This window comes from Devosia sp., assembly GCF_017307495.1.
Lineage (GTDB): Bacteria > Pseudomonadota > Alphaproteobacteria > Rhizobiales > Devosiaceae > Devosia_A.
The window spans coordinates 310,479-326,885 of the sequence record NZ_JAFKHE010000016.1 but is presented as its reverse complement, the minus strand read 5'-3'; the positions used below and the strand labels follow the sequence as shown (position 1 = coordinate 326,885).

Annotated in this window: 14 protein-coding genes; 7 read left to right on the top strand and 7 right to left on the bottom strand. The window is 67.7% G+C overall.

Annotated features, from left to right (window positions below; translation table 11 throughout):
- Positions 1-359: 359 nt before the first annotated feature.
- The 4 genes from J0I99_RS09580 to J0I99_RS09565 all read left to right on the top strand — a co-directional run bounded on the left by J0I99_RS09580 (position 360) and on the right by J0I99_RS09565 (position 5,110).
- Entirely contained in the window at positions 360-3,014 is a 2,655-nt protein-coding gene (locus J0I99_RS09580) for a DNA translocase FtsK (protein WP_291397229.1), read from the top strand.
- A gap of 163 nt (positions 3,015-3,177) precedes the next feature.
- Entirely contained in the window at positions 3,178-3,822 is a 645-nt protein-coding gene (locus J0I99_RS09575) for an outer membrane lipoprotein carrier protein LolA (RefSeq protein WP_291397228.1), read from the top strand.
- 84 nt (positions 3,823-3,906) lie between these two features.
- Positions 3,907-4,713, top strand: a complete 807-nt coding sequence (locus J0I99_RS09570) for an exodeoxyribonuclease III (RefSeq protein WP_291397227.1) — start codon at positions 3,907-3,909, stop codon at positions 4,711-4,713.
- 10 nt (positions 4,714-4,723) lie between these two features.
- Positions 4,724-5,110, top strand: a complete 387-nt coding sequence (locus tag J0I99_RS09565; RefSeq protein WP_291397226.1) for a RidA family protein — start codon at positions 4,724-4,726, stop codon at positions 5,108-5,110.
- A 28-nt stretch (positions 5,111-5,138) separates the two neighbouring features.
- On the opposite strand, the gene J0I99_RS09560 is transcribed toward J0I99_RS09565, so the two are convergent.
- From J0I99_RS09560 to J0I99_RS09550, 3 genes are all read right to left on the bottom strand, one after another.
- Complete coding sequence (locus tag J0I99_RS09560; protein ID WP_291397225.1) at positions 5,139-5,594, bottom strand: cyclic nucleotide-binding domain-containing protein; 456 nt, start codon at positions 5,592-5,594, stop codon at positions 5,139-5,141.
- A 210-nt stretch (positions 5,595-5,804) separates the two neighbouring features.
- A complete protein-coding gene (locus J0I99_RS09555; protein ID WP_291397224.1) occupies positions 5,805-6,488 on the bottom strand; it encodes a response regulator transcription factor in 684 nt (227 codons plus the stop codon).
- 302 nt (positions 6,489-6,790) lie between these two features.
- Positions 6,791-7,453, bottom strand: a complete 663-nt coding sequence (locus tag J0I99_RS09550; RefSeq protein WP_291397223.1) for a YggS family pyridoxal phosphate-dependent enzyme — start codon at positions 7,451-7,453, stop codon at positions 6,791-6,793.
- A gap of 101 nt (positions 7,454-7,554) precedes the next feature.
- Between J0I99_RS09550 and leuS the strand changes: the two genes are divergently transcribed.
- The 3 genes from leuS to holA are packed head-to-tail and all read left to right on the top strand — an operon-like array spanning position 7,555 to position 11,751.
- Positions 7,555-10,173 (top strand): leucine--tRNA ligase, encoded by a 2,619-nt coding sequence (gene leuS, locus J0I99_RS09545; RefSeq protein ID WP_291397222.1) that lies wholly within the window; start codon positions 7,555-7,557, stop codon positions 10,171-10,173.
- Positions 10,160-10,732: an LPS assembly lipoprotein LptE gene (lptE, locus tag J0I99_RS09540; RefSeq protein WP_291397221.1), complete on the top strand. Its 573-nt coding sequence runs from the start codon at positions 10,160-10,162 to the stop codon at positions 10,730-10,732. The genes leuS and lptE overlap by 14 nt, the downstream gene beginning before the upstream one ends.
- Positions 10,732-11,751: a DNA polymerase III subunit delta gene (gene holA, locus J0I99_RS09535; protein WP_291397220.1), complete on the top strand. Its 1,020-nt coding sequence runs from the start codon at positions 10,732-10,734 to the stop codon at positions 11,749-11,751. The genes lptE and holA overlap by 1 nt, the downstream gene beginning before the upstream one ends.
- Before the next feature lie 366 nt (positions 11,752-12,117).
- Here holA and J0I99_RS09530 read toward each other — a convergent pair whose 3' ends face one another.
- The 4 genes from J0I99_RS09530 to mnmG are packed head-to-tail and all read right to left on the bottom strand — an operon-like array spanning position 12,118 to position 16,340.
- Positions 12,118-12,987, bottom strand: coding sequence for a ParB/RepB/Spo0J family partition protein (locus J0I99_RS09530; RefSeq protein WP_291391561.1), 870 nt, complete (start codon positions 12,985-12,987; stop codon positions 12,118-12,120).
- A gap of 28 nt (positions 12,988-13,015) precedes the next feature.
- Complete coding sequence (locus J0I99_RS09525) at positions 13,016-13,816, bottom strand: ParA family protein (protein WP_291391560.1); 801 nt, start codon at positions 13,814-13,816, stop codon at positions 13,016-13,018.
- A gap of 28 nt (positions 13,817-13,844) precedes the next feature.
- Positions 13,845-14,477, bottom strand: a complete 633-nt coding sequence (gene rsmG, locus J0I99_RS09520; protein ID WP_291397219.1) for a 16S rRNA (guanine(527)-N(7))-methyltransferase RsmG — start codon at positions 14,475-14,477, stop codon at positions 13,845-13,847.
- Positions 14,478-16,340 (bottom strand): tRNA uridine-5-carboxymethylaminomethyl(34) synthesis enzyme MnmG, encoded by a 1,863-nt coding sequence (gene mnmG / locus J0I99_RS09515; protein WP_291397218.1) that lies wholly within the window; start codon positions 16,338-16,340, stop codon positions 14,478-14,480.
- Between the last annotated feature and the right edge of the window lie 67 nt (positions 16,341-16,407).

The following is a 16,407-nucleotide window of genomic DNA, read 5'->3' as shown; positions in this document are numbered from 1 at the left end:
TCCGTGCGAGCGGCTAAGTCACTGATGCTCCGTCCACTCTCGGTGTCATCCCTGCGAAAGCAGGGACCCAACGCGCAGCCCGCGCCGGTGGAGAGATGGATCCCAGCTTGCGCTGGGATGACAGCAGTGGGTGGGGCGGGATCGTGCACTACATACGATGCCCCCCGGATACGGTGCCTGCTGGCGGAATGACCTTTTGAGCGTGCATCCCTGGGGGGCATGGCCCGGGGTGGCCGATGGCAGTGCCGTGGCCCCCATCCGATTAGCTCGGGATTAACCCTAACCAGCTAGCATCTGGCTCGATCGGCGTGCCGTCTGTGCGCCGGATCAGCGTTACATTTGTAGAGTGTACCCAGACGATGCCGGCACAGCACCTCCTTGAAGACGCCCGTCGTGGTCCCGCCCCTGTCATCGCGATTCGCATCCCGTATCGCCTGCTCGGCGCGATCGTCCTGGGGCTCGTCGGCCTCGTCCTGATCGCCCTGGCCACCTGGTCCGTCGACGACCCGAGCTTCTCCTACGCATCGGGGCAGCCGGCGCGGAACTGGCTGGGCTTTCCCGGCGCCGTCATTGCCGACATCGCCTTCCAGGTCTTCGGCCTCGGCGTCATCCCGCTTGTCGTGCCGCCCGCGCTGTGGGGCTGGGCCCTGCTGCGCCAGCGCGTACCCTCGCGCATGCCGCTGCGCCTGCCCGCCTGGATCGCCGCCGGCGTGCTGAGCTGCGGCCTCTTCTCGTTCATCGCCGCCCCCGAGAGCTGGCCGCTGCCCACCGGGCTTGGCGGGCTCGTCGGCCAGAGCTTCACCAACCTCGCCGTGCTGGCCACGGGCGAGACGCCGCAGCCGGTAACGGCGGTGCTGTTCGCGATCATCATCGCCGCGCCCACTCTGGCGCTGTTCTGGATCGCCATGGGCCTGGGCAAGGTGGCCCTGCCTGAACTGCCCAAGGGCAAGGCCAAAGCCGCGAAAACGAACGGTGCAAGGTCGACGGCCGCCGACGACGCGGACGAAACGGACCGCGATTCGATCTTCGACGTTGTCCTCGGCTACGCCGTGCACCTCGGCTTTGCCACGCGCGCCGCGCTGAAGCGGGCCGGCGTGAAGATCGCCGAACGGCGCGCCGCCGAGAAGCAGGGCGAGGACTGGCGCGGCGAGGCGGTCGAGCCGAGCATCCACGGTCGTACCCCGTCCATCCCTCCGGTCCAGGTCGAGCCATCGCTGGCCGGCGAGCGCCGCTCCATCGTCGGCGCCCATGAGGAGCCGCCCTTCGACGACTACCCGGACGAGCCCGACGACGAGGCCGAGCCGGCCCGCTGGGAGATGCAGACGCCGCTGCGCGGCCCGATGGCCCAGCGCAATCCGGGTCCGCTGCCGCACGCACCCGCCGCCCACCAGCCCATCGCGACGGCCTCGCCCCGGGTGGCGGCGCCGGCCCCACGTGTCCAGCAGGGCATGCGCGCCGCGCGCGAAGCCCAGGGCTCGCTGCTCGCCGAGCCGGCCGGCTTCGAACTGCCGGCGCTGAGCCTGCTGGCCCAGCCCAAGCACAAGGGCCCGAGCCCCGAGCATGCGCCCGAGCGCCTCGAGGCCATGGCGCGCAAGCTCGAGTCGGTGCTGGCCGACTTCGGCGTCAAGGGCGACATCATCAACGTGCGCCCGGGCCCGGTGGTCACGCTCTACGAACTGGAGCCCGCGCCCGGCATCAAGTCGTCCCGGGTCATCTCGCTCGCCGACGACATCGCCCGCTCGATGAGCGCCATTTCGGCCCGCGTCGCCGTGGTTCCCGGGCGCAACGCCATCGGCATCGAGCTGCCCAACGAGCAGCGCGAGACCGTTTACCTGCGCGAAATGCTGGCCTCGTCCGACTTCGAGAAGATGAAGGGCAAGCTGCCGATCTGCCTGGGCAAGACCATCGGCGGCGAGCCGATCATCGCCGACCTCGCGCGCATGCCGCACCTGCTGATCGCCGGCACCACCGGCTCGGGCAAGTCGGTGGGCATCAACACCTTCATCCTGAGCCTGCTCTACCAGATGACGCCGGAGCAGTGCCGGCTCATCATGATCGACCCCAAGATGCTGGAACTGTCGATCTACGACGGCATCCCGCACCTGCTGACCCCGGTCGTCACCGACCCCTCCAAGGCCGTGGTCGCCCTCAAGTGGGCCGTCCGCGAGATGGAGGACCGCTATCGCAAGATGAGCAAGATCGGCGTGCGCAACATCGACGGCTTCAACAGCCGGGTTTCCGAGGCCCAGGCCCGGGGCGAGGTCATCACCCGCACCGTGCAGACCGGCTTCGACAAGGAGACCGGCGAGGCGATCTTCGAGAGCGAGGAATTCAACCTCGAGCCGCTGCCCTTCATCGTCATCATCATCGACGAGATGGCCGACCTGATGATGGTCGCCGGCAAGGAGATCGAAGGCTCGGTGCAGCGTCTCGCGCAGATGGCGCGCGCCGCCGGCATCCACGTCATCACCGCCACGCAGCGCCCCTCGGTGGACGTCATCACCGGCACCATCAAGGCCAACTTCCCCACCCGCATCTCGTTCATGGTGACATCCAAGATCGACAGCCGCACCATCCTCGGCGAGCAGGGCGCCGAGCAGCTGCTCGGCAACGGCGACATGCTGTACATGGCCGGCGGCGGCCGCATCCGGCGCCTGCATGGCCCGTTCGTCGCCGACGGCGAAGTCGAGGCCATCGTCAACCACCTGAAGTCGCAGGGCGCGCCCGACTACCTCGAATCCATCATCGCCGACGAGGACGAGATGGACGAGGACGGCATGGCCGGTGGCGGCGACGATTTCGGCGGCTCGGGCGACGAGCTCTACGACAAGGCCGTCAACGTCGTCCTGACCGACAAGAAGGTCTCGACCTCGTACATCCAGCGCCGCCTCGCCGTCGGCTACAACAAGGCCGCGACACTGATCGAGCGGATGGAACGTGAAGGCGTCATCTCGGCCGCCAACCATGCCGGCAAGCGCGAAATCCTCGTCGGGAATAACGCCGACGGGTATTGAGCGGCGCCCGGTGCCGGCCACGCAGCCGCCTCGCACACGATGTCATCCTGTGTGGGGGGATGGTACCGCCACCAATGGGTCCAACGGAACCTTCCCGCTGTTGCCGCAATTGATGTCTACGTGCATGTTCCGTTTTCCGGAGCACCAAGGACAGACGCCAACGATGATCCGCCGCAGCTTTCTCGCCTTCGCCGCCCTGCTCGCCGCCTTCCCGGCCCTGGCCCAGCAGCAGGGTCCGGCCGAGCCCCGGCCGTTGACCGAGGCCGAGCGCCAGCTGATCACCGAGATCAACGAGCACAACTCCGCGATCAAGACCATGGTGGGCCGCTTCCTGCAGATCGACACGCAGGGCAGCCGCATCGAGGGCACGTTCTTCCTCGAGCGCCCGGGCAAGATCCTGTTCCGCTACAACCCGCCCTCGTCCGAGCAGATCGTCTCGGTGGGCCGCGGCTTCTACGTCGTCGACCGCAAGGAGCAGACCCAGTACGCCTACCCCCAGGACAAGGTGCCGCTGCGCCAGTTCCTTGATAGCAAGATCGACCTGTTCAAGGCCAACATCGTCGCCGTCGCGCAGTCCGCCGACTATTTCTCGGTGACGCTGCAGGATGACACGCCGGCCGGCATCGTCCGCGTGGCGCTGGTTTTCGACACCGAGAGCAAGGACTTGAAGCAGTGGACGCTGACCCAGCCGTCCGGCGCCGAGCTGACCTTTTCGCTCTACGACGTCGACAAAGACGTCGAGATCCCGAAATCCTATTTCTACATCGACCCCAACTTCCGCGCCGTCTCGGCACCGAAGGAGGAGTGAGGCGCCGGTGCCCCGGTTTCCGGCTTTACGCCCCACCTGCCGCTCTGCATAAGAAGCGCCACCCCTGCGGGAGCGCTTCTCTTCATGCCGACCACCCTTGCTACCTGGAACATCAACTCGGTCCGCCTCAGGCTGCCGCTGGTGCTGGACTTCCTGCGCCAATACCAGCCCGACATCCTGTGCCTGCAGGAGATCAAGTGCCTCAACGACCAGTTCCCGAAAAAGGAACTGACCGCTGCCGGCTACCCCTACCAGGCCGTGCACGGGCAGAAGGGCTACCACGGCGTCGCCATCGTCTCGAGATTTCCGCTGACCGACATCTCGAGCCGGGTCTTCTGCGAGATCGAGGAGAGCCGCCACGTCTCGGCACTGGTCGATTTCGGCAAGGGCCCGTTGACCGTGCACAATTTCTACATCCCGGCCGGCGGCGACGAAGCCGACCCCGAGATCAATCCCAAGTTCAGGCACAAGCTGGGCTTTCTTGCCGAGCTGAAGGCCTGGTTCGGCGAGGATCACTTCAAGGAGCGCCAGCTGATCTGCGGCGACTTCAACATCGCCCCGCTGGAGCATGATGTGTGGAGCCACAAGCAGCTGCTGAAGGTGGTGAGCCACACCCCGGTGGAGACCGAGGCGCTCAACGCCCTGCTGACCGGGGGCCACGGCTGGGTCGACCTGGTGCGCAAGCATTTCCCCACCGACCAGAAGCTCTATTCGTGGTGGAGCTATCGCGCCAAGGACTGGGACGCCGCCGACAAGGGTCGCCGCCTCGACCACATCTGGGCCACCGCCGATATCGCCGCCCACGCGTCGGGAGCCGAAATCATCCGCGCCGCGCGCGGCTGGTCGGCGCAGCCATCCGACCACGTGCCCGTCATCGCCCGCTTTGGCTGAGGATCGCGCCATGTCCCGGCATCTCGTCAGCTCCGGCTCCTACCTCGAGCCGGTGATCGGCTTCTCCCGCGCCGTCCGCGTCGGCAATATCGTCGTGGTCGGCGGCACCGCCCCGATCAGGGCCGAGGGGGGCACGGCGGCGATCGGAGATGTCTACCGCCAGACGAAGCGGTGCCTAGAGATCATCGAGACAGCCCTGAAGGACGCCGGCGCCCGGCTCGAGGACGTGACCCGCACCCGGATCATCCTGACTGACATTTCGCTATGGCAGGACGCCGCGCGCGCCCATGCCGAGGCCTTCGGCACCATCCGCCCGGTGACCACGCTCATGCAGGTCAGCGCCTTCCTCGACCCCGACTGGCTGGTGGAGATCGAGGCCGAAGCGGTGATCGCCTGAGTGATTCACGTGGAACCGGGGTTCGGGATCAGCCCTTCCCGAACCGGCCGCGGGCCGCTTCGATGGCGCCGAGATAGCCGGTGAGTTCGCGCCGGATGCGGTCGGCGGCGCGCGCTGCAAGGTCGGGATACTGCGTCGCCAGTTTCATGAAGGCGGTGCGGGGCACGAACTGCGTTTCGACCGCGTCGACCGCCTTGATCGTCACGGGCCGGGGCTTGGCGACGACCAGCGCCATGGCGCCGAGCACGGCACCCGGTTCGTGGATGAGGAAGGGGTTGTTCTCGGCGCCGTCCTGCGTGCTCGACACGGTGCCCGAGACGAGCACATGCGCGCCCTCCGGCATATCGCCGGCAGCGTAGATCACCGAACCCGGCCGGAACTTCTTGCGCTCGGAGGCAAACGCAAGCAGCCGCCGCTGTTCGGCGTCGCAGATCTCGAAGAAATCCGCACGTCCCAGGATCGTCGCCGCGTCGTCGAGTTGCATCCCGCCCTTGTTCCTGCACCGTGTTCCCGACGGGCGGCCATGCAGGCGCCCGTCGACCAACGGTCCTCGATATAGAGCATTTCTGCCCGCTGTCAGGAACCGAATTCACCGTCGTGGTGGAAAGCCCGGGGGATTGTCACCGCCCGCCGGGTCAACCGGCGGGGACGCGGGGAGGGAGGGGGCCCGCGTCCCCGGCCAGACGGCCGGACCTTACGGCACCAGCCTGTAGCCGCCCTCTTCCGTCACCAGAAGCCGGGCGTTGGAGGGGTCGCGCTCGATCTTCTGGCGCAACCGGTAGATATGGGTCTCGAGGGTGTGGGTGGTGACGCGATTGTTGTAGCCCCACACCTCCTTGAGCAGGATTTCGCGGGTGATGGTCTTGGGCCCCTGGCGGTACAGGTACTTGAGGATCGAGGTTTCCTTGTCGGTCAGCCGGACCTTCTGGCCATCGGGCGCTTCCAGCAACTTGGCCGCCGGCTGAAAGCTGTAGGGCCCGATGGTGAACACCACGTCCTCGCTCTGGTCGTGCTGGCGCAGCGAGGCACGGATGCGCGCCAGCAGGACGGAGAAGCGGAACGGCTTGGTGACGTAGTCGTTGGCGCCCGACTCGAGGCCGAGGATCTCGTCGGAATCGCTGTCCTGGGCGGTGAGCATGATGATCGGGCTCTTGAAGCCCTCGCGGCGCAGGATCTTGACCGCCTCGCGCCCGTCCATATCCGGCAGGCCGACGTCGAGCAGCATCAGATCGACATGCGTGCCGCGCACCTTGCCCAGCGCCTCGGCGGCGCCACCGGCCTCGACCAGCTCGAATTCGCGATACGGGCTCAACTGATCGACGAGCGTCGCGCGCAGGTCGACATCGTCGTCAACGATCAGGATGCGCCGTCTATTCATCGTGTTACCCCAAGCCATTGGCCACGTGTCCCCAGTTAGGCCGGGCCCCGGGGGCCCGCCAATCAAAACGGCGTTACACCACCGCTCAATGAGAAACGTGATTTGACACGGGGAAGTTGCATGGCAGCGCGGGTCTTTTCGATAGATCCGCCCGCTGACGCGGACCTGACGACCAGGTCGGGCCGCGAGACGTCGTTCGACGCCCCGGGAGCGCCCTGACAACAGGGGGATGCCGGCTCCGCCCGCGTGACCCCGGCCCCGCCCGCGTGACCCCGGCCTGGCGGCGCGGGGTCGCCTCGGGCCTAGCCGCGGGTCCCGAACAGGGCGCTGCCGACGCGGACATGTGTCGCGCCCATGGCGATGGCGGTCTCGAAGTCGCCGCTCATGCCCATCGACAGTTGCTCGACCCCGGCGTCGCGGGCGAGCGAGGCCAGGTGGGCGAAGTACGGGCCGGCCGGATCGCCCTCGGGCGGGATGCACATGAGCCCGACCACGTCGAGGCCGTGCTCGTTACGGCAGCGCGCGACGAAGGCGGCGGTTTCGGCCGGGGCGATCCCGGCCTTCTGCGCCTCGAGCCCGATATTGACCTGCACGAACACCGGCAGCCGGCGCCCGGCCCGCTCCATCTCGGTCTTCAGCACGCCGGCGAGCTTGTCGCGATCGACCGTCTGGATCACGTCGAACAGGGCCACCGCATCGCGCGCCTTGTTGGTCTGCAGTGGGCCGATCAGGTGCAGTTCTATGCCGTCATAGGAGGCCTTGAGCTCCGGCCACTTGCCCTGCGCCTCCTGCACCCGGTTCTCGCCGAACCGGCGCTGGCCGGCGTCAAGAAACGGCCGGATTGCTGCGGCATCGAAGGTCTTGGACACGGCGATCAGCTCGACATGGTCCGGCGGCGGACCGAACCGGCGGCGGGCCCGCTCGATCCGGCTGGTGATGATCTCCAGGCGCTCTTGGGCGTTCATGGCGCTCTCTGTTGACCGGTTAACGGAATTCTGATGAAGGTCCGGTAGCCAAAAACCCCCGTGAACGCAACGCAAACCGCGGCTTTGAGGACTTTCGTCAAGTGACTGGTAGAACGAGCGAGCGCTACAACCCGCGTGTCGAGGAACCGCGGTGGCAGAAGGCCTGGGACGAGGCACGCTCCTTCGTGCTCGAGCCCGGCGACACGCGCGAGCCTTACTACGTGCTCGAGATGTTCCCCTACCCGTCTGGCCGCATCCACATGGGCCACGTGCGCAACTATACCATGGGCGACGTGCTGGCGCGCTACAAGCGCGCCCGGGGCTTTGCCGTGCTGCACCCCATGGGCTGGGACGCCTTCGGCCTGCCGGCCGAGAACGCCGCCATGCAGAACAAGGTCCACCCCAAGAGCTGGACCTACGCCAACATCGCCACCATGCGGAACCAGCTCAAGTCGATCGGGCTCGGCATCGACTGGACGCGCGAGTTCGCCACCTGCGACGTCGAATACTATTCCAAGCAGCAGAAGCTGTTCCTCGACATGCTGCGCGAGGGGCTGGTGACGCGGCGCCAGTCCAAGGTGAACTGGGACCCCGTCGACATGACCGTGCTCGCCAACGAGCAGGTGGTCGATGGCCGCGGCTGGCGCTCCGGCGCCGTCGTCGAACAGCGCGAGCTGAACCAGTGGGCCTTCAAGGTCTCCGATTTCGCCGAGGACCTGCTCGACGCGCTGGATGGGCTCGAGCAGTGGCCGGAGAAGGTGCGCACCATGCAGCGCAACTGGATCGGCAAGTCCGAGGGCTTGCGCCTGCTGTTCGAGCTGGACGCGCCGCACGGCGACTTCAGCTCGATCGAGGTGTTCACCACGCGCCCCGATACCATCTTCGGGGCGAGCTTCGTCGCCATCTCGGCCGACCATCCGCTGGCCAAGGCGCTGTCGGAGCAGCCGGCGGTTGCCGCTTTCATCGCCGAGGCGCATCGCCAGGGCACGGCCACCGAGACCATCGACAAGGCCGAAAAGCTCGGCGTCTTCACCGGGCTGCACGTGAAGCATCCGGTCAAGCCCGGCGCCACGCTGCCGGTCTATGTCGCCAATTTCGTGCTGATGGACTACGGCACCGGCGCCATCTTCGGCTGCCCGGCGCATGACCAGCGCGACCTCGACTTCGCCCGCCGCTACGGCCTGCCGGTGGTGCCGGTGGTGCTGCCCGAGGGCGCCGACCCGGCCGAGTTCGAGGTCGATGCCGAGGCCTATACCGGCCCCGGCCGCATCTACCACTCCGAGTTCCTCGACGGGCTCGAGGTCGAGACGGCCAAGAAGAAGATCGCCGGCTATTTCGCTGCCCGCACCGTCGACAATCGGCCCCAGGGCAAGGTCGAGGTCAATTACCGCCTGCGCGACTGGGGCGTCTCCCGGCAGCGCTACTGGGGCTGCCCGATTCCGGTGATCCACTGCGAGTCCTGCGGCATCGTGCCGGTGCCGGACAAGGACCTGCCGGTGGTGCTGCCGGAGGACGTCACCTTCGACCGGCCGGGCAATCCGCTCGACCACCATCCGACCTGGAAGCACGTCGTGTGCCCGAGTTGCGGCGGCGCGGCGACGCGCGAGACCGACACCATGGACACCTTCGTCGACAGCTCGTGGTACTACGCGCGCTTCACCGCCCCGCACGCCGACACCCCGACCATCCCGGACGTCGCCAACTCCTGGCTGCCGGTCGACCAGTATATCGGCGGCATCGAGCACGCCATCCTGCACCTGCTCTATTCGCGCTTCTTCACCCGGGCGATGAAGAAGACCGGGCACCTCAGCCTCGACGAGCCGTTCAAGGGCCTGTTCACCCAGGGCATGGTGGTGCACGAGACCTACAAGGACGCAAGCGGCGAATGGCTGTCGCCCGCCGACGTCACCATCTCGGGCGGCGACGTGCGCACCGCGACGCATGCCGCGACCGGCGCGCCGGTCGAGATCGGCTCCATCGAAAAGATGAGCAAATCCAAGAAGAACGTGGTCGATCCCGACGAGATCGTGCGCACCTACGGCGCCGACACGGCCCGCTGGTTCATGCTCTCGGATTCCCCGCCGGAGCGCGACGTGCAGTGGACCGAGGCCGGCATCGAAGGCTCGTCGCGCTTCCTGCAGCGCATCTGGAAGCTGGTCGGCGACGCACTCGAACTGTTCGACGTGCCCGCCGGCGCGCCCGACATGGCCGATGCGGAGACGGCCGCTATCCGCCGCCTCGTGCACCGCACCGTGGCCAATGTCGGCGCCGAGATCGAAGGCCTGCGCTTCAACCGCGCCGTGGCCCAGATCTACGAGCTGAGCAACGGGCTGGCGAAATTCATCGCCGCCACCGCCGCTGCGCCGACCGCCGGGCGCATCGGCGCCCTGCACGAGGGCATCGAGCGCCTGGTGCAGCTGGTCGCGCCGATGATGCCGCACCTGGCCGAGAGCTGCTGGGCCGCGCTGGGCAAGACCGGCATGGTCTGTGACGCCGGCTGGCCGGAGGCTGATCCGGCCCTGCTGGTCGATGCGAGCGTGGTGCTGCCGGTGCAGGTCAACGGCAAGCGCCGCGGCGAGGTGACCGTGCCCAAGGGCTCGCCGAACGAGCTGGTCGAGCGCGAGGCCTTGTCTCTCGAGGCCGTTGCCCGCATGCTGGAGGGCAAATCACCCAGGAAGGTGGTCATCGTTCCGGACAGGATCGTCAATGTCGTGGTCTAGCGCTGATTTGCCGGTCGGACGCACTGCCCCCCTCCCCCCTGAAGGGAGGGAGGACGTCAGCCGCCTGATCCGGAGTGGCCTGATCGCTCTGGGAGTTGTCGGCGCACTCAGCCTGTCCGCCTGCTCCGGCTTCACGCCGGTCTACGGCGAGCGCGGCATCGCCATCGAGCGCCAGGCCTTCCAGTATGCCGAGCCGCAGACCCGGCTCGACCAGGTGATCTACCAGGAACTGGTGCTGCGCCTCGGCCGCTCGACCGACCCCGGCCGCCCGACGGTGAAGATCACCACCAGCACCAGGCATCGCGAGCTCACCCGCTCCGACGTGGCGCGGCCGTCCGAGGCACGCGAGGCCGTGGTGACCGCGCAGATCGAAGTCACCCGCGCCGATGGCACGGTCCTGCTCAAGACCACCCGTTCGGCGGCCGCCTCCTACATGACCGACAGCCAGGCGCTGGCCGCCTCGGAAGCCGAGAAAGCCGCCTACGAGCAGGCGGCGAAGTCGCTGGCCGACACCATCCGCCTCACCCTGCTCGGCACGCTCGGTCAGTCGGGCGCCTGATGGTTGCGCTCAAGGCGCACGAGGTTCAGCGCTTCGTCGACCGCCCCGACCTCGACGCCGGCATCATCCTCGCCTACGGTCCCGATGCCGGCCTCGTGCGCGAGACCGGGCAGCGCCTGGCGCGGCGCTTCGCCGGAAACGACGCCGACAGCATGAACCTGGTGGTGCTCGACGGCACCGAGCTCGACGCCGATCCGTCGCGGCTTGCCGTCGAGGCGCGAACCACCTCGCTGTTCGGCGATCGGCGCGTGATCCGCGTGCGCGGCGCCGGCAAGTCGCTGGTGATGGCGCTGACCGAGCTGCGCGACGATCCCGGCTCGGTAATCATCCTCGAGGCCAGCAACCTAACGCCCAAGGACCCGCTGCGCGCCCTGATCGAGGCGGCGAAACTGGGCCGCGCCCTGCCCTGCTACCCCGACAGCGACGAATCGCTCGGCCGGCTGGTCGCGGAGACCTTTGCCAAGGCCGGCATCCGCGCCGACCAGGACACGGTGGCGGCGCTGCGCGACACGCTTGGCAATGACCGCGAGATCACCCGGCGCGAGCTGGAAAAGCTCGTGCTCTACGCCGCCGACAGCAAGGTGCTGACGCGCGACGACGTGGTGCTGCTGTGCGCCGACAACGCCGCCCTGGTGCTCGACGAAGTCATCGACGCCACCGCCAGCGGCCACGCTGCCCAACTCGATACGGCGCTCGAACGCGCCATCGCGCAGAACGTCAACGCCCAGCAGATCCTCGCCAGCGCGCTCAACCACTTCGCCACGTTGCGGCGCTGGCGCAGCGAAGCCGATGCCGGCAAGCCGGCGGGCTCCGTGCTCGACGGCGCCCGGCCCAAGCCGCACTTTTCGCGCCGCGCCTCGCTGGAGCGGCAGTTGCGGCTGTGGAGCGACGATGCCCTCGCCGCGGCACTGGAACGGTTGCAGCTGGCGGTTGCCGACAGTCGCAAGCGCTACGGCTTGCAGGAAGTCGTCGGTCGGCGCGCACTCCTCGCAATTTGTGCAATGGCTGCAGAGCGTTAGCCGATTGTTTCACGTGGAGCACCGGGCCGATGGGACAGCCGGGCTGACGTGATGAACGGCCCTTTCTGAACGCTCATGAACGATTTCAGACCCCGGACTGCGCTGGAAGTCCGGGGATTCGACGACGCAAGATGCGGCCAAGGTGCAGCATCCGATCATGAACTTCTGCGCACCTTCGGCATCAGGCTCAATCAATGGCGGGCCGCACGCGGTCGCGAGCCGGCTGCGCTGGGACCGGTACAGCTTCGTGCCCCTCACCCGCCCGCTCGTCGAGGCGACGGTGATCGCATGTGCACACAGGGGTGGCGGGGTCGCCTTCTCCCCTTGCGGGAGAAGGAGGGCCGCAACTCGCCTGGGCCGCTGGGGCTACACCCCGTAGCCCGCGAGCTTCATGCAGATGCCGTCGAGCTGCTCCAAGGTGCGGTAGCGGATCTCGAGCCGGCCACCCTGGTCCTTGTGGTCGATGGCGACATGCAGGCCGAGCGCGTCGGACAGGCGCTTTTCAAGCGCCGCCGTATCGGCATCCTTCTGCGCCGGCGCCGCCTTCTTCTTAGGGGCGCTGAGCTCGCGCTGCGTCATTTCCTCGGCTTCGCGCACCGACAGCCCGCCGCCGACGATGCGGCGCGCCAGCCCGGCCGGATCCTCGGCGGTGATCAGCGTACGGGCATGGCCGGCGGTGAGCTCGCCGCGCGCCAGCATGCCGCGCACGTCCTCGGGCAGCTTCAGCAGCCGCAGCGTGTTGGCGACATGCGAGCGCGACTTGCCGATCACCTGCGCCAGGTCGTTCTGGGTATAGCCGAACTGCTCGATCAGCTGCCCGTAGCCCATCGCTTCTTCGAGCGCGTTGAGGTCGACGCGCTGCACGTTCTCGATGATGGCGAGCTCGAGCGCTTCCTTGTCGTCGACCTCGCGGATGACCACCGGCACGTCGTTGAGTCCGGCGCGCTGCGCCGCGCGCCAGCGCCGCTCGCCGGCGATGATCTCGAACTGGTTCGGATCGCTGGTCGGGCGGACCAGCAGCGGCTGCATGACGCCCTTCTCGCGCACCGAGTTGGTCAGCTCCTCGAGCTGCTCGGCATCGAACTCGCGCCGCGGGTTGGCGCGGTTGGCGATGAGGAAATCGACCGGCAGGCGGCGGCCGGCGCCGCTGTCGGCCAGCCGCGCGCCCTCCATGGTGGCCATGTCGCCGATCAGAGCGGCGAGGCCGCGGCCGAGACGGGAGGGTTTCTCGTTCATCAAAGCTTCCTTCATGCCGCCAGCTTGTTCACGCGGCGACCAGCTGCCGCTCGCGGCGGATCACCTCGGTGGCGAGGCGCAGATACGCCTGGCTGCCGGCACATTTGAGATCATAGAGCAGGGCCGGCTTGCCGTAGGACGGCGCCTCCGACAACCTGACATTGCGGGGTATGACAGTATCGTAGACCAGCGACCCCATTTCCGACCGGACGTCGGCCAGCACCTGCTCGCTGAGGTTGTTGCGCCGGTCGAACATGGTCATCACCACGCCCTGGATGCTGAGCCGCGGGTTCAGCGTCGAGCGGATCTGCTCGATCGTCTGCAGCAGCTGGCTCATGCCCTCGAGGGCGAAGAATTCGCACTGCAGCGGCACCAGCACCGCATCGGCAGCGACGAGCGCGTTGATGGTCAGCAGGTTGAGCGACGGCGGGCAGTCGATCAGCACGTAGCTGACCGGCTTGCCGTTGATGGTCAGCTCGTGCATCGCCCTGAACGCGTCGCGCAGCCGGAAGGCGCGGTCGGCCTGCTGCGCGATGGTCAGCTCGACGCCGAGCAGGTCGAGCGTCGACGGCACGATGGCGACGTTGGGGACACTGGTCATCACCGCCGCTTCGGCGACGCGCGCGTCGCCCATCAGCAGGTCATAGCTCGACACATCGCGGCCCTGGCGGTTGATGCCGAGCCCGGTCGAGGCATTGCCCTGCGGATCGAGGTCGACGATCAGCACACGTTCGCCGATGGCGGCGAGCGCGGTCGCGAGGTTGATGGCGGTAGTGGTCTTGCCGACCCCACCCTTCTGATTGGCGAGGGTCAGGATTCGAGGAGCCAAGGGACGGCCTCCGCAGCGTTGCCGCTAACTAACTGGTTTTCCGACGCAACTTGCTGACCTGCAGCAAGACGGCGCCCGTTTCCGTGGCGCTGTTCGTTAATATCACGTCAAAATCCCACGCCAAACGGCTTTCTTCGAGCTCCCGCGCGTAGTCGCGCCCCTTGTGCAGGATTGCCCGGGTTTCCGGGCCAAAGAAGGGGTGGATAAGTCCCAACAGCTCCGGCAGCGCCGCGAGGGCGCGCGAGGTGATCACGTCGAAGCGTGTTTCACGTGAATCAAGCGTGTCGCTGCGCCCGGCATGCACCGCAGCGGCGAGGCCCAGATCGCGGATGGCCTGGCGCAGGAAGGCGACCTTCTTGCCGATCGGCTCGACCAGCTGGAAGCGCGCCGGCCCGCCCTTCAGTGCGATGGCGAGCGGAATTGCCGGCAGGCCGCCGCCTGAACCGATGTCCAGGATCCGTTCATCCGTGGGGCGAAGCAGCGGCAGAATCTGGATGGAGTCGACGATGTGCCGCTCCCACAGGGCCGTCTCTGTTTCACGTGAAACAAGATTCTGCACCGCGTTCCATTTACGCAGCAGGGCAGAAAACGATTCCAGGTCGCGGCGGACCTCTGGCTCGGGCCGGGCGAAGTACGGCGCATAGAGGGTGATTTCGGCCATTCAGCCAGCCTGGCGCAGGCTGCCGCGCCGGATCACCGACAGGATCAGGGTGATGGCAGCCGGCGTAACCCCATCGATGGCCTGGGCCTGGGCGATGGTGGCCGGGCGGCGATCAGACAGCTTCTGCCGGATCTCCATCGACAGCCCGGGCAGCGCGGCATAGTCGAACCAGTCTGGGATCTCACGGCTTTCGTCGCGCTTCATCGCCGCGATGTCCGCCCTCTGGCGATCGAGATAGACGGCATACTGCGCGTCGATGCTCAGCTGTTCCATCACCGCCGGGGCGACGTTGGCCAACTCCGGCCACAGCGGCAGCAGGCGATCGGCCGTCATCTCGGGGTAGGACAGCAGCTCGAAGGCGCTGCGCTGCTGGCCGTCGGCATTGACGGCGAGGCCGGCCTTGCGCGCCGTGGTGGGTGAGACCGTCAGCGAATCGAGCAGTTGCCGCCCGGAGCGCAACGCCGCCTGCTTTGACCCGAAGCGCTCCCGCCGCTCCGCGCCGACCAGCCCGACCGCAATGGCCGCCGGGGAGAGGCGCTGGTCGGCATTGTCGCTGCGAAGGTGCAGCCGGAACTCGGCGCGCGAGGTGAACATGCGATACGGCTCGGACACACCGCGCGTCACCAGGTCGTCGACCATCACGCCGAGGTAGCTTTCGGTGCGTGACAGACGCAGCGGCGCATCGCCGCGCACTGCGAGCCCGGCATTGGCGCCGGCGTAGAGACCCTGTGCCGCCGCCTCCTCATAGCCGGTTGTGCCATTGATCTGGCCGGCCAGGTACAGGCCCGGCAGCCGCTTCAGCTCGAGCGTCGGGCGCAGTTCGCGCGGATCGACATAGTCGTATTCGATGGCGTAGCCGGGCCGGATGATCCGGACATTCTCGAGGCCCGGCATGGACTTGAGGAAGGTCTCCTGCACCTCGGCGGGCAGCGACGTCGACAAGCCGTTGGGATAGATCGTTGGGTCGTCGAGGCCCTCGGGCTCGAGGAAGATCTGGTGGCTGTCGCGATCGGCGAAGCGGACCACCTTGTCCTCGATCGACGGGCAGTAGCGCGGCCCGCGGCTCTTGATGCGGCCCGAGTACATGGCCGAGCGATGGATATTGTCCGCGATGATGCGATGCGTTTCGGCCGTGGTGCGGGTGATGAAGCAGCTGACCTGGGGCGTGGTGATGGCATCGGTCAGAGCCGAGAACGGCTCCGGCGGATCATCGCCGAGCTGCTCCTCGAGCCCGGAGAAATCGATCGAGGTCGCATCGAGCCGGGCCGGGGTGCCGGTCTTGAGACGGCCCAGCGTGAGGCCGAGCGCTTCCAGGCGGGTCGAGAGGCCGAGCACCGGTTTTTCGCCGACGCGGCCCGCCGGCACCGTCTCTTCGCCGCGATGGATAAGGCCGCGCAGGAACGTGCCGGTGGTGAGCACGACCGCCCCGGCGCCGAAGCGCCGGCCGTCGAGCAGCACGGCGCCAGTGATGCGGCCGCCCTCGACGACCAGATCGTCGACTTCGCCTTCGATAACGGTGAGGTTGGACTGGCTGGTGATCGCCGCCTGCATGGCCTGGCGATAGAGCTTCCGATCGGCCTGGGCGCGCGGACCCCGCACGGCCGGGCCCTTGCGCCGGTTGAGGACGCGGAACTGGATGCCGGCGGCATCGGCGACGCGACCCATCAGCCCGTCCATGGCGTCGATCTCGCGCACCAGGTGGCCCTTTCCGAGCCCGCCGATGGCCGGATTGCAGCTCATTTCGCCAATGGTGGCGAACCTGTGGGTGATCAGCGCCGTGGGCACGCCGAGGCGCGCCGACGCCGCCGCGGCTTCACAGCCCGCATGCCCGCCACCCACGACAATGACGCCGAAATCGCTCATCGCACCAACTCTCTGAGGGAAGGGGGTCTACGCCACTGTTTCACGTGAATCAACCGGGGCCGGACGG